The sequence below is a fragment of the Leeuwenhoekiella aequorea genome, from assembly GCF_004104375.1.
GTDB classification, from domain to species: Bacteria; Bacteroidota; Bacteroidia; order Flavobacteriales; family Flavobacteriaceae; genus Leeuwenhoekiella; species Leeuwenhoekiella aequorea.
The window spans coordinates 565,512-577,878 of the sequence record NZ_QOVM01000002.1; the positions used below are offsets into that span (position 1 = coordinate 565,512).

15 protein-coding genes are annotated in these 12,367 nt (G+C 34.7%); 11 read left to right on the plus strand and 4 right to left on the minus strand.

Annotated elements, in window-relative coordinates; genetic code table 11:
- The first annotated feature begins 9 nt into the window (after nt 1-9).
- From DSM00_RS06525 to DSM00_RS06555, 7 genes are all read left to right on the plus strand, one after another.
- Nucleotides 10-1,428: an FAD-dependent monooxygenase gene (locus DSM00_RS06525; RefSeq protein WP_128757399.1), complete on the plus strand. Its 1,419-nt coding sequence runs from the start codon at nt 10-12 to the stop codon at nt 1,426-1,428.
- Nucleotides 1,429-1,555: 127 nt separating this feature from the next.
- Nucleotides 1,556-2,050, plus strand: a complete 495-nt coding sequence (locus tag DSM00_RS06530; RefSeq protein ID WP_128757216.1) for a DUF7079 family protein — start codon at nt 1,556-1,558, stop codon at nt 2,048-2,050.
- Nucleotides 2,051-2,119: 69 nt separating this feature from the next.
- Complete coding sequence (locus DSM00_RS06535; RefSeq protein ID WP_128757217.1) at nt 2,120-2,452, plus strand: ArsR/SmtB family transcription factor; 333 nt, start codon at nt 2,120-2,122, stop codon at nt 2,450-2,452.
- A 44-nt stretch (nt 2,453-2,496) separates the two neighbouring features.
- Complete coding sequence (locus tag DSM00_RS06540; protein ID WP_128757218.1) at nt 2,497-2,964, plus strand: DUF6428 family protein; 468 nt, start codon at nt 2,497-2,499, stop codon at nt 2,962-2,964.
- A gap of 17 nt (nt 2,965-2,981) precedes the next feature.
- The gene (locus tag DSM00_RS06545) at nt 2,982-3,614 is read left to right on the plus strand and encodes an arsenate-mycothiol transferase ArsC (protein WP_128757219.1); all 633 of its coding nucleotides are present in this window, start codon (nt 2,982-2,984) and stop codon (nt 3,612-3,614) included.
- A 12-nt stretch (nt 3,615-3,626) separates the two neighbouring features.
- Nucleotides 3,627-4,679 (plus strand): ACR3 family arsenite efflux transporter, encoded by a 1,053-nt coding sequence (arsB, locus tag DSM00_RS06550; RefSeq protein ID WP_128757220.1) that lies wholly within the window; start codon nt 3,627-3,629, stop codon nt 4,677-4,679.
- A gap of 123 nt (nt 4,680-4,802) precedes the next feature.
- Nucleotides 4,803-5,129 (plus strand): DMT family transporter, encoded by a 327-nt coding sequence (locus DSM00_RS06555; protein ID WP_128757221.1) that lies wholly within the window; start codon nt 4,803-4,805, stop codon nt 5,127-5,129.
- 17 nt (nt 5,130-5,146) lie between these two features.
- Here the strand turns inward: DSM00_RS06555 and DSM00_RS06560 are convergent, their stop codons facing one another.
- The 4 genes from DSM00_RS06560 to DSM00_RS06575 all read right to left on the minus strand — a co-directional run bounded on the left by DSM00_RS06560 (nt 5,147) and on the right by DSM00_RS06575 (nt 9,783).
- Nucleotides 5,147-7,024 carry a B12-binding domain-containing radical SAM protein gene (locus DSM00_RS06560; protein ID WP_128757222.1) on the minus strand — a complete coding sequence of 626 codons (1,878 nt, stop codon included), beginning with the start codon at nt 7,022-7,024 and terminating at the stop codon, nt 5,147-5,149.
- 95 nt (nt 7,025-7,119) lie between these two features.
- Nucleotides 7,120-7,731, minus strand: a complete 612-nt coding sequence (locus tag DSM00_RS06565; RefSeq protein ID WP_128757223.1) for a DEAD/DEAH box helicase — start codon at nt 7,729-7,731, stop codon at nt 7,120-7,122.
- 96 nt (nt 7,732-7,827) lie between these two features.
- Complete coding sequence (locus DSM00_RS06570) at nt 7,828-8,601, minus strand: AraC family transcriptional regulator (protein ID WP_128757224.1); 774 nt, start codon at nt 8,599-8,601, stop codon at nt 7,828-7,830.
- Between the two features lie 42 nt (nt 8,602-8,643).
- Nucleotides 8,644-9,783, minus strand: coding sequence for an MFS transporter (locus tag DSM00_RS06575; protein WP_128757225.1), 1,140 nt, complete (start codon nt 9,781-9,783; stop codon nt 8,644-8,646).
- A gap of 240 nt (nt 9,784-10,023) precedes the next feature.
- Between DSM00_RS06575 and DSM00_RS06580 the strand changes: the two genes are divergently transcribed.
- The 4 genes from DSM00_RS06580 (at nt 10,024) to DSM00_RS06595 (ending at nt 12,362) form a co-directional block, all read left to right on the plus strand.
- Nucleotides 10,024-10,587: a TetR/AcrR family transcriptional regulator gene (locus DSM00_RS06580; protein WP_128757226.1), complete on the plus strand. Its 564-nt coding sequence runs from the start codon at nt 10,024-10,026 to the stop codon at nt 10,585-10,587.
- A 75-nt stretch (nt 10,588-10,662) separates the two neighbouring features.
- Nucleotides 10,663-11,211, plus strand: coding sequence for a carboxymuconolactone decarboxylase family protein (locus DSM00_RS06585; protein WP_128757227.1), 549 nt, complete (start codon nt 10,663-10,665; stop codon nt 11,209-11,211).
- A gap of 92 nt (nt 11,212-11,303) precedes the next feature.
- Nucleotides 11,304-12,038: an SDR family oxidoreductase gene (locus DSM00_RS06590; RefSeq protein WP_128757228.1), complete on the plus strand. Its 735-nt coding sequence runs from the start codon at nt 11,304-11,306 to the stop codon at nt 12,036-12,038.
- Between the two features lie 15 nt (nt 12,039-12,053).
- Nucleotides 12,054-12,362, plus strand: a complete 309-nt coding sequence (locus DSM00_RS06595) for an EthD family reductase (RefSeq protein WP_128757229.1) — start codon at nt 12,054-12,056, stop codon at nt 12,360-12,362.
- The last annotated feature ends 5 nt before the right edge of the window (nt 12,363-12,367 follow it).

Sequence of the window (12,367 nt, forward strand, 5' to 3'; positions counted from 1 at the left end):
AAATGCTGGATGGTCTGTAGTGACTGTAAGGGTGAAGGGAGACGTAAGCGGCGAATACGCAAGAAAGTCCGTCTTAATTATAAAAAACAGTTAGCGGCCGCGCTTAAAGGCGAGGCTCCAACACCTATACCTCCTAAAGCTCATAAATACCTTTGTGCAACTTGTAAGGGTTCTGGTCTTATCAAAGCTCCTAATTTTCCAAAGCCAGATTCTAATAATTTTCCACTTATTGCTATTATAGGTGGCGGTATTGGAGGTGTTGCTCTAGCTGTTGCTTGTTTACATCGGGGAATACCATTTACATTATATGAGCGTGATTCTAGTTTTAATGCCAGGTCACAAGGATACGCACTAACCTTGCAACAAGCAAGTTCGGCAATAAAAGGTCTTGGTCTTAGTGATCTTAAAGAGGGGATTATCTCAACCAGACACGTTGTTCATACTATTAATGGTGAAATTATAGGTGAATGGGGAATGCGCAAATGGCTCGAGTCGCAATCAGCTCCTTTTTCAAAACGCACAAATATTCATATTGCAAGACAATCTTTACGTCAAGAACTATTAGATCAGCTATTGCAATCAGACTCGGTTAAATGGGATCATCAACTTTTAAGTTATTCAGAAACCGAATCTATAAACTTAAATTTTATACACGATAATGAATTGGTATCTGATAAAGCTGATGTACTTGTGGGTGCCGACGGAATTTTTAGCGCGGTTCGTAATCTTTTACTAAAAGAAAATAATAAACCTTTAAGATATTTAGATTGTATCGTTATTTTAGGTATTTGCCCGTTGTCAAAATTAAAAGATATTGAAAACCCTTTGTTAGATTCAGCAACGGTTTTTCAAACTGCTAATGGCAATGAACGCATTTATATGATGCCTTATGATAAAGATCATATTATGTGGCAATTAAGTTTTCCATTACCGGAAAATGAGGCCAAAAGTCTCAGTGCATTGGGAAGTGATGCTCTTAAAAAAGAAGCCTGTCGACGCACGGAGTGGCACAGTCCTATTCCCGAAACTCTCGCCGCTACATCTAGCGATTTAATATCTGGGTATCCAGTATATGACCGGGAAATATTAGAAACTAAGGATTTTGTACATGCTTCAAAAACTACATTAATAGGTGATGCAGCACATCCTATGAGTCCGTTTAAAGGTCAGGGAGCAAATCAAGCTTTGCTTGATGCTCTTGCTCTTGCTCGTGAGATTTATAAGGGATGCGGACCTAATTCTGGCTGGCGGGAAGAAGGTATTAGAAAACGTATATTATTAAATTTTGAATCTGAAATGCTCAAACGTAGTGGTAAGAAAGTAAAAGATTCTGCTGCAGCTGCAGTATTTCTTCACACAGATGAAGTTCTCTATAAAGCCAACCAACCACGTGGACGCCATCTCAAAACTGATAAGAATAGTGATTAACTGCATTTAATAATAAATTAATCTACAACATTTGATTCCTTTAGAAAATTAAACGTAGCATTGTTATATAATCCTATTTAAATCAGAAATTTAAATATCATTAATGCCTGCAACAGCACGAGAGTGAATGAGAACCAAAAATAATTTATACAAAAAGTTATATTCCAGAAAAAGTCAGCGGTTTTTAACCACTAAAGTTCGCCATTCCAGGCAAGATGATATTGATAATCGAAAAATTGTATGGCACGCTATTGCCTCTTTTTACTTAGACACAGAATTGCTTGAGTATGATTATGAGCGTATCGCAACACTTTTTACGCAATCTGGATTCTCGATTACTGAATTAAAAAAAATAGACTTGTATGAAGTCTTTCCTGTCCTTAAGGATAACGTTCTTACGATCTCTGGGGTGTGGAATGGGGTTGATGAAGGCTGGCTAAATAAGGCGTGCACGCTCACCTATTACAGACGAAACAACAATTTATTTAGAATGAAAGTTAGGTTTTACAATCGCGTTTTATACACGATGCGCAAAGAGCATTGGATAAATATAGAATCAATTATGCGAAGTAAAGTAACTCCACAAATTCCTATCAATTCTAATTTAATAGAAAATAGCTGAAATAAATCAGCATCTAGTTTTAGGATTTACCTTATTAATCGTAATATTGCAATGTACTAATATTTAATTATGGGTTTAGCTAAAACTGAAATGTTTACCGATGAGCAAAATAAGATTGCACTCTTTGCTAAGGCGTTTGGACATCCTGCTCGTGTTTCTATTTTACAACATCTGTTTAAAATAGATTCTTGTGTATGCGGCGATCTTGTAAATGAAATAGGATTAGCTCAGCCTACAATTTCTCAACATCTCAAAGAATTAAAACACCTTGGTTTAATTAAGGGAAACGTTGAAGGCACCAGTGTTTGCTATTGCATAGACAAAGAAAACTGGACCGCAATGAAGGCTTTAATGAATCAATTTTTAGATCAGGATGTAAGCCTAAACAACGATTGCTGTTAAAAATTTAAATTCATTAATCGTATAATCGCAATAAACAAATAATTATGAAATTATCTGAAGTAAAAAATAATTTAAGACAATTAGAGAAAATCGCTTTTCAATTACCTAATGGCGAATTAGTTCCAAATCATTTCCACGTAACAGAAGTAGGTAAAATCACCAAGAATTTTATTGATTGTGGTGGTACCGTACGTAATGAAGAAGTAGCTAATTTTCAACTATGGAACGCAAATGATTATGATCACCGCTTACATCCTGAAAAACTTTTAGATATAATCGAATTATCTGAGAAGATTTTAAAGCTTGATGATCTTGAAATCGAAGTAGAATATCAAGGTGATACTATTGGTAAATTTGGACTTGACTTTGACGGTACAAATTTCTTGCTTACTTCAAAGCAAACCGACTGTCTTGCTAAAGAAAGTTGTGGTATTCCTGAAGAAAAGCCCAAATTAAAAATGGCTGATATAGCAACGGGTACAAGTTGTACTCCAGGAGGAAACTGCTGTTAATCAAAATCTGGTAACTTATGAATACTCAAGAAAACCTATTATTTGATAACATTTCTGTTTTTATCTCAAAACTAGATAGTGATACTATTTCACAAGAGCGTAAAGAAGTATTGCAGCCTTTAGCAGATTTTATTCAATCTAAAGTATCGGCTGCTCAACCTGTACGCATCAATTTTATATGTACTCATAACTCAAGAAGGAGTCATCTTTCGCAAGTATGGGCACAGACAATGGCGACCTACTTTAATATTGATAATGTTTTCTGTTATTCTGGAGGAACAGAGGCTACAGCCTTATTTCCTATGGTAGCAAAAACACTGGAAAGTACCGGTTTTGCAGTCAAAACCATTTCTGAAGGTGATAATCCTATTTATAGTATAAAGTATGGAGCAAGTGAATCACCTGTGATAGGTTTTTCTAAAAAACTTGATGATGATTTTAATCCTAAATTCAATTTTGCAGCAATTATGACATGCTCGCAAGCAGATGGTGGTTGCCCATTTATTGCCGGTGCAGAAAAACGTATTCCTATAACATTTGAAGACCCAAAAGTTTTTGACAACACTCCTCAGCAAACTGAAAAATATGCCGAGAGAAGTCTTCAAATAGCAACGGAAATGTTCTTTATATTTTCTCAAATCAATAAATAAATAAAAGATACAATGGCTAAAAAAAAATTGAGTTTTCTCGATAGAAATTTAACCTTATGGATTTTTGTTGCGATGGTAATAGGAGTTGGTATAGGCTATTTCTTTCCATCATTTCCTACTGTAATTAACTCTTTAAGCAGCGGATCTACAAATATTCCTATTGCTATAGGTCTAATTGTTATGATGTATCCACCACTGGCTAAAGTGAATTATTCCTTATTACCCAAAGTTTTTAAAAACACTAAAATCTTATCTATCTCTCTAATTTTAAATTGGATTGTAGGTCCTGTTCTAATGTTTCTTCTGGCTATAACCTTTCTAAGAGATTATCCTGAATATATGGTAGGTCTTATCCTAATTGGTTTGGCTCGCTGTATTGCAATGGTTCTCGTATGGAATGATCTTGCTGAAGGTAGTAGTGAATATGGGGCAGGTTTGGTTGCTTTAAATAGTATTTTTCAAGTATTTGCTTATAGCTTCTATGCGTGGTTATTTATTACAGTACTCCCCCCCTATTTTGGATTTGAAGGAGCTATCGTAGATATTTCTGTAGGTACTATTGCAGAAAGTGTAGCTATTTATTTGGGTATTCCATTTGTTTTAGGAATACTTAGCCGTTTAATATTAGTGAAAACTAAAGGGGAAGAATGGTATATGCAAAAGTATATCCCTACAATTGCTCCACTTACTTTAATCGCTCTACTTTTTACTATTGTGGTTATGTTTTCACTTAAAGGTGAGCTTATCGTAGAAATCCCAATGGATGTGTTAATTATAGCCGTACCACTTCTAATCTATTTTACATTAATGTTTATCATAGGCTTTTTCTTTACAAAGGCTACAGGAGCTGAATATGATAAAACTACCGCTGTAGCATTTACTGCGGCAGGAAATAACTTTGAACTGGCTATTGCGGTAGCAATTGCCGTATTCGGTTTGAACTCGGGGCAGGCGTTTGCAGGTGTCATAGGTCCTTTAGTTGAGGTTCCGGCTCTTATATTATTAGTAAGAGTTTCGTTTTGGCTACGGAAAAAATACTTTACAAAAACTGCAAATTCGGTTTAACTATTATATTATTTTGAATTTGAAATGCCTCCTCATAGGAGGCATTTTTTTTAATTTAATACCTAGATTTTCAAAATATGATAGGGATGATCGACCTTTACAAACTTAAATTGAATTGATACGATGAATTGGGTTCTTGTAATAATTGCAGGTTTGTTTGAAGTAGCTTTTGCATTTTGCTTGGGTAAAGCAAATGAGACCACAGGTAAGGAAATGTATGTATGGTATACCGGTTTTCTAATCGCTTTACTAATAAGTATGGGGTTACTAATTAAAGCAACTCAAACATTACCTATAGGCACTGCCTATGCAGTCTGGACGGGTATCGGAGCCGTAGGAACGGTACTTGTAGGTATTTTAATTTTTAAGGAGCCTGCTACTTTTTTACGTCTCTTTTTTATAACTACACTTATCGGCTCGATAGTAGGATTAAAAGTAGTTTCCCACTAAGATAATATATCCTTACGCTAACTCGCTTTTGAAACTTGATCGAGTAGATAATTACCAATCATATTTTTGGGATGACTCGTTTCTACAATAGGAAAGTCAAACCAGTGTTGCAGGTTTTTTTCCAGTCCCGCATTATTAAGATAATTATTTAATGCAAGATTGAGACCGGCAGTATATTTAGGATGATCTGCCCCCAACGGATCTACATGGTACAAATCATTCTGAGCAAAACCTTCAAATTCGGGTCCGGTGATTTGAATTTCAAAAGCATCGGGATTCTTGCCTATAGGGCTATGAATGGTGGTTGTAAACTGATGCCAGAAAGCTGATTGAATACAATTATTTTTAAACAGCTGACGCACTACTTCTAACGAATCTATAGTTTCTTGCTCGGTTTGAGTAGGAAAACCATACATAAGATATGCGTGAACCATTATATTATTTTTTGAGAAATAATGCGTCACACGAGCCACTTGAGCTATGTCTACACCTTTTTTCATTTTAGCCAGAAGTCGATCTGAAGCAACTTCAAGTCCACCAGTTACTGCGATACAACCAGATTGAGCCATTAAGGCGCACAAATCATAATCAAAGGTTTTTTCAAATCTTATATTTGTCCACCATGTGATTTTAATTTTCCGTGCTATTAATTCATTAGATAAGGCTCTAAGCATTTTTGGCGGGGCTGCTTCATCTACAAAATGAAAACCTGTAATCCCTGTATCACTTACAATTTTCTCAATTTTATCTACAAGCTTACTCGCTGTTGTATTTTGATAATTGCCTATATAATCAAGGTTAACATCGCAAAATGAGCATTGTTTCCAATAACACCCATGAGATATCGTAAGCTTATTCCAGCGTGCATCTGTCCACATTCGATGCATCGGGTTTACAACATCCAGAAACGAAACGTATTTATCAAATGGTAATCCGCTATAATCTGGAGCCGGTAAATCTCGATGATGATAGATCGTATTAGGAATCTTATTTTTATAAACGACTTGACCTTCCTCTAAAATAAAGGTACGTTCCAGTTCATCTATAGAAATACCTCCCTCTATATAATTAATTATTTTTAGAAGTGGACCCTCGCCATCATCAAGCGAAATAAAATCTACAAACTCGAAGATTCTGGTGTCCTTTAAAGACCTTAACTCGGTGTTACAATAACCACCTCCAAAAGCTACTTTAATATCTGGAAATAGCTGCTTAATAAATTGAGAACAACGTAGTGCAGAGAATAAATTTCCTGGAAATGGAATAGTAAAACAAACTAAAGCAGGATTTACAGTTTTTATTTGATCAATTAGCAGATCAAGCATTTGTTCTTCAACTCGGGTAGGTTGATAACTTAGAAATTCATCAATATCGTCAAAACTACTTGCTGAAGTCGCTATCTGCTCTGCATATTTAGTAAAGGCAAAAAATTCGTCAACATTAGCTTGAATAAAATCTCCTATTTCTTCAATAAATAAAGTTCCGTAATGCTTTGCTTTATCAATAATACCTGCATTTCCCGGTGACCAGGCAATTTTAGTATTTACATTTTTGAGTCGGTGTCCTTGTGGTAAAAAATTAGGCTGTAAAATGTGATGAGCACCTTCTAGGTCTTCTTTTTGAAGAAAAGATATAACAGCATCTACCCGGGATATATATAGCTTTTTAAATTTTCGTACTAGTGGATAATTATAATTCTCCAAAGCATCAGCTTCTTCAAAAACAGATTTTAAAAAGTCTGCCGTAAATAGTGCTGTAAACAATTCGATGCTTAAGTCAAAGTGTGCAACAGATACTCCGTGTTCATTCAGAAAACCCTTTAAATACGCCGTCGCGGGGTAGGCAGTATTTAACTGTGTAAATGGCGGAGTTATGAAAAGAATTTGAGATTGCATAGTGCAAAGATAGAATTCTATATATTGAATAATCTGATACTAAAGTATATTAAGAGAAAGTAAACATCTGCATTCCTCCTAGCGGTATGTAAATATTACTGCTTTATCAATAACGAATTATACATAAATGTATCCTGCCAATTTTCAAATCGCTTATCAAACTTTTCAGTAAAAATTAAATACTGGCATTTACCTATACTTTCTGGAGTTCTCACAACATCGCCAAAACTACTTTTACCTAATAAAAAGTGTGCATCATCTATAATACACATCTGCAGTTCGTTAAGATTGATTCCGTTTAAAAAGAATATTTTATTCAGACGTTTTGGCGTTGCAATAACGACATCTGTTCCCATATAAATTTCGTCACGTTGATCGTCTATATTCTTCTCATCATATGCGCAATAAACGCGTAAATCTGTATCTTTTACATAAGGATAAAACTCAGACTCCAACTCAAGCGCTGCTTGCTTATTTTCAACAAAAATAAGTGCGCGTGGTGCATCTGCAACTGCTTGTCCTTTTAAGTTTTGAATTACACTTAAAATTATACTGGTCGTCTTACCAGCTCCTTTAGGAGCAACCACAAACATACTCGACCCTCCTTTTATTTTTGAAAGAATTTTCTTTTGTAATGGTAAAGGTTCTTTGATTCCCTTTTGAGCCAGTGTTTCTTTTAAAGGTTCTATTAATTTCTTAAACGACATAGTTGCAATTCCTTAATTTGCTGCAAAGATAGTCGTTCTCATTCTGCTAACTCGTGTTATTTGATTGTTATAATCAAAGTAGTAGAAGTGCATATTTTAAGCTTCTATCGTATTTGTTTTCTTAAATTCTGAAGGACTTATGCCTGTATTTTTTCTGAAAAATCTCGAAAAACTACTAATCGAATTAAACCCCAACATATAAGCTAACTCTTTTGTGGTAATTTCAGTTTTTACGAGTTCGCGTTTAGCTTCAGTTATTTGGCGTTGCTGTATTACTTGCCTTGCTGTGAGCTTTAGTTTTGCTTTTAAGATTTGATTAAGTCGTTTCTCACTAATGCCCAATTTCTCTGCATAAAATAAGCCATTAGGTTCATTAAGAAAATGAGTTTCCATAAGCTCTAAAAACTGAAATACGCGTTTTTGATTAAGATCTTGCTCTATGAAACGATCATTTTGACATCGAATAAGATGTAACAAAAGAACTTTCAACAAGGTTTTCAGCATTATATAAGAACTGTCTACTCTATGAAATTCTGACTTCAGATGATCCAAAATACTTATTAAATGCTCAATTTCTTTTAAGTCAGACAAGACCAATCGCGGACTTCTATTGAAAAGGGACATTACATCCAGAGCGTATTCAATATCGTCCTCATCGATCAGATCCCGCTCAAAATTCAGTAAGATTCCAAGCTTATTCAAAAAGATAGTATCATTAAAATTTTCATTCAAGGGTTTATAATGAATATGCAATTCTTGCGTATTTACATATTTAATATAGATACCCATAGAGTTTCCTGCGAATTGCTCCTCGCCTCCCTGAAAATTTTCAATAATCTGAAATTTATTTTCCCAACTTGTTAAATACATGTCCTACCAACTGTACCTCAAAAATAGGGAGAATTCTTTTGGTTATTTAATCACTTTCTGAAATACAAAATAAATACCTATACAAAAGATAAAAGCTAGCCCCGTAGCAACGCCATAAATTGCAACATAAGTATCAGAAATAAACTCTATAAACGTAGATAAAAACTGCCCTCCAAAAACACCCATTGAAAACAGGCTTAAATTTTTTCCTTGATTATGGGGAGTACTGTTTTCTAACATCAAATGGTTTAACAAGGGAATTGTAAATCCAAAACCAATACCTATAAATATAACAGTCACTATTAAAAATGCCAGACTTGACGTAATAGCCAGAACTAAATAACCTAAAGCGAAAAATAAAAATCCTAATGCAACAGTCTTTGTACTTCCCTGCGCTTTAACCATTCGTGGCATTTGGCTTGCGGTTAATATTGCAATTACCGATATAAATGCGAGTAAATAACCCGTTTGAGATTCAGTAAAATCAAATGACTGGGGTAGATAAAGTGGTAGCGTTACAAAACCTATAAAAAACAGCATCATGGCAAGTAACGAGGTGATAAAAATAAGTTTTACAGTCGTCTTGCTTACTAAATTTGATGCACTGGAAGAAATTGCAGCTTGCTCTTTAGGCTCTGGCTTTGGAAGAAATAAAGCTACTAGAACTAGACAAACTAAAGCTGTAAGGTAAATATAGAATGGGAATTGCCAATTAATTTCTCCCACTATTCCCCCTATGGCGAGGAATACAACTCCGCCTAACTCAATAGCCATTCCTTGCCACGCGATCATCTTCATACGTGCATCTCCAGTAAAAAATTGAGCAATATAGGTAGTGATAGATACCTGAATCGCAACTGTGGCTGCACCTAATAGAATTCGATCTATTATGAGTAAATAATCTGAAGTTATATAGGCTCCCGCAACTCCTAAAATAGCATAGGGTATTAAGCCAATATATAACAGTTTTAAGGTTCCTAATTTATTGACTAGCCTACCTATGATCGGTGCAAAAAGCACTACTCCCAAAGAAGGTAGGGTAATAAGCCAACTTGCCGAAAAACCAAGATCATTATTTGCTAAAATCCCTGACAGCGAGGGCGCAATTACCGCACCTGCCATAATCGTTAAGCTACTTACAAATAGGATTGTGAAAATTCCTGCGTTTGATATTTTATCCATTCTGCAAATTTCTTATTTACTTCTGCGATGAGTGATACCTATTTTCTAAAATAGTATGCTCAAAAGGAAATGAAAATAAATTAACTGAACACTAAAACGCCATATTTAATTCAAATAAAATTGAATATTACAACAAGGTGTGTTCATATTTTGGAGTTGAAGGTGTATTAAAAACTAAAATTGTGTTAATCCAACTTCTATTACTAAACGATTGGTTAGTTTTGTAGTGAAATTAATTTAATGGCAAGGAAAAAACAATATATAGAAGAAGATGTAATCGTTAAAGCGATGCATTTGTTTTGGCGTAAAGGATATGAAAACACCTCTATGCAGATGCTTGAAAAAGAGATGGGAATCAATAAATTTTCTATTTATTCAAGCTTTGGAAACAAGCACGGCCTTTTTCTAGAAAGTTTAAAATGCTATAAATCTAAAGTAGCATCTATGTTTGACAAATTTCAAAAGGCTTCTAAAGGCGTTGATGACATAAAGCAATTCTTTTACGATTCGGTTGCCATAAGTTCGCAGGATGACTTTGAAAAAGGATGCTTACTCACTAATACATACAACGAATTTTCAGAAACAGATGATCCGCTGATAAATGATTTAATGGTTTCCTTTATGGACAATTTGAAAAAGTTGTTTATCGAAAAACTAAAATTGAGCGGTTATAGTGACGAAGAAGAAATTACTAAACTGGCTAACTTTTTAGTTTTAGCAAAACACGGTCTGGCAGCAGCCTCCCGAGTAAATTCGGAAAAAGAGATTGAAGACTATATTGAAATGACGTTTAAAAATTTATAAACGTTTTTTTACCCAATAACTAAATGAACGTTTAGTTATTTTAAGATTAAAAATTAATATTTAAAATTTTACACAATGACAACTTTAAAAATTCACGATTTAGAAACTGCTCCACAAGAGAGTAAAGTATTCTTAGAACAATCTCAAAAGCAAAATGGTATGATTCCAGGTTTACACGGCGTGTTAGCCGGCGCACCGGGATTACTTGAAGGATACCAAACCTTACACAAATTGTTTATGGATTCTTCTTTTAACAAAGAAGAATTAACAGTGGTATGGCAAGCGATAAATGTTGAGCACGAATGTCACTATTGTGTGCCTGCACATACAGCTATCGCAAATATGATGAAGGTAGATGAAGATATAACTGAATCATTGCGTAATCAAACTCCATTAGCTGATGCTAAACTTGAAGCATTGCGTACACTAACTTTATCTATGGTTCATAATCGCGGAAATGTAACTCAAGAAGAATTACAAGCATTTTATGATGCTGGTTATGGTGAGAGACAGGTACTTGAAATTATTTTAGGACTTTCTCAAAAAGTAATAAGCAACTATACAAATCATATTGCGAATACACCAGTAGATGCTCCTTTTGAAAAGTTTGCGTGGAAAAAATAATTAGAAGATAAACTTCTAATAATGAGTACGAACTGGCTCGATTAAATTGAGATTGGCTAGTTCGTACTTTAATAATATTTAAAAATAAAACTATGAGTATTTCAATAAAAAACCAAGTAGCACTAGTCACTGGTGCAAACCGCGGAATAGGTAAGGCAATCACCGAATCATTTTTAAAACACGGTGCAAAAAAAGTATACCTAGCCGTAAGGGATACAACATCAACTCAAGAGCTGGAAGAGACTTACGGTGATCGTGTAGTTACACTGGAAGCTGATGTATCAAACACAGTATCGATTCAGAAACTAGCAGAGCAAACTCCTGATGTCGCTATTGTAGTAAATAATGCAGGTATTGGTTCACCATGTGCAACTCTTGATGAGGATGTTTTAGAAAGCTTAACAAAACAACTTGATGTTAATGCTTTTGGACTTTTACGTGTTGCCACTTCTTTTGCAAAAACCTTAGAAAAAAATAAAGGAGCACTCGTTCAGCTTAACTCGGTAGCTTCTATTAAAAATTTCCCTCATTTATCTACTTACTCAGCATCTAAAGCTGCCTCGTATTCTTTGACTCAAGGATTAAGAGCAGAACTATGTCCTAAAGGAGTAACTATTCTAAGTGTACATCCAGGACCTGTAGATACAGAAATGGGCGCTGCAGCAGGATTTGAAGATGGTGCAGATACCTCAGTGATTGCCGAAGGAATCGTAACTTCTCTTGAAGCCGGGGATTTTCACTTATTTCCCGATGAGATGGCAAAGCAATTTGAAGATGCTTATAGCAACTTTTCTGAGAAAATAGTTTTAGCCGATCTTTCTGAATAATTAAATAATAGACTTATGATCAAGTTAACTGTAATGTATCCTAATAATGTAGACTTAACATTTGATAAGGATTACTATTTAAGCAAACACGGAAATTTAATTGCAGAATTATTAGGTGAAGCAATTATAGATTCTGATGTGAACTTTGGTATTGCTTCAGCATCACCTACTGAGTCCGCTCCTTATGCTGTGATTGCAAATATCACTTTTAAATCTATGGAAAGTTTTGAAAAATCTTTTGGCGCTAATGCCGAAACAATTTTAAAAGATTTACCACATTTTACCAATGCAGAGCCGGTAATTCAACTCAGTGAGATTGTATAAAATTA

Bases quoted from the DNA above. Each gene is read 5' to 3' on its own strand.
- DSM00_RS06525 (WP_128757399.1), top strand. From the start codon at position 10: ATGGTCTGTAGTGACTGTAAGGGTGAAGGGAGACGTAAGCGGCGAATA.
- DSM00_RS06530 (WP_128757216.1), top strand. From the start codon at position 1,556: ATGAGAACCAAAAATAATTTATACAAAAAGTTATATTCCAGAAAAAGT.
- DSM00_RS06535 (WP_128757217.1), top strand. From the start codon at position 2,120: ATGGGTTTAGCTAAAACTGAAATGTTTACCGATGAGCAAAATAAGATT.
- DSM00_RS06540 (WP_128757218.1), top strand. From the start codon at position 2,497: ATGAAATTATCTGAAGTAAAAAATAATTTAAGACAATTAGAGAAAATC.
- DSM00_RS06545 (WP_128757219.1), top strand. From the start codon at position 2,982: ATGAATACTCAAGAAAACCTATTATTTGATAACATTTCTGTTTTTATC.
- arsB (WP_128757220.1), top strand. From the start codon at position 3,627: ATGGCTAAAAAAAAATTGAGTTTTCTCGATAGAAATTTAACCTTATGG.
- DSM00_RS06555 (WP_128757221.1), top strand. From the start codon at position 4,803: ATGAATTGGGTTCTTGTAATAATTGCAGGTTTGTTTGAAGTAGCTTTT.
- DSM00_RS06560 (WP_128757222.1), bottom strand. From the start codon at position 7,024: ATGCAATCTCAAATTCTTTTCATAACTCCGCCATTTACACAGTTAAAT.
- DSM00_RS06565 (WP_128757223.1), bottom strand. From the start codon at position 7,731: ATGTCGTTTAAGAAATTAATAGAACCTTTAAAAGAAACACTGGCTCAA.
- DSM00_RS06570 (WP_128757224.1), bottom strand. From the start codon at position 8,601: ATGTATTTAACAAGTTGGGAAAATAAATTTCAGATTATTGAAAATTTT.
- DSM00_RS06575 (WP_128757225.1), bottom strand. From the start codon at position 9,783: ATGGATAAAATATCAAACGCAGGAATTTTCACAATCCTATTTGTAAGT.
- DSM00_RS06580 (WP_128757226.1), top strand. From the start codon at position 10,024: ATGGCAAGGAAAAAACAATATATAGAAGAAGATGTAATCGTTAAAGCG.
- DSM00_RS06585 (WP_128757227.1), top strand. From the start codon at position 10,663: ATGACAACTTTAAAAATTCACGATTTAGAAACTGCTCCACAAGAGAGT.
- DSM00_RS06590 (WP_128757228.1), top strand. From the start codon at position 11,304: ATGAGTATTTCAATAAAAAACCAAGTAGCACTAGTCACTGGTGCAAAC.
- DSM00_RS06595 (WP_128757229.1), top strand. From the start codon at position 12,054: ATGATCAAGTTAACTGTAATGTATCCTAATAATGTAGACTTAACATTT.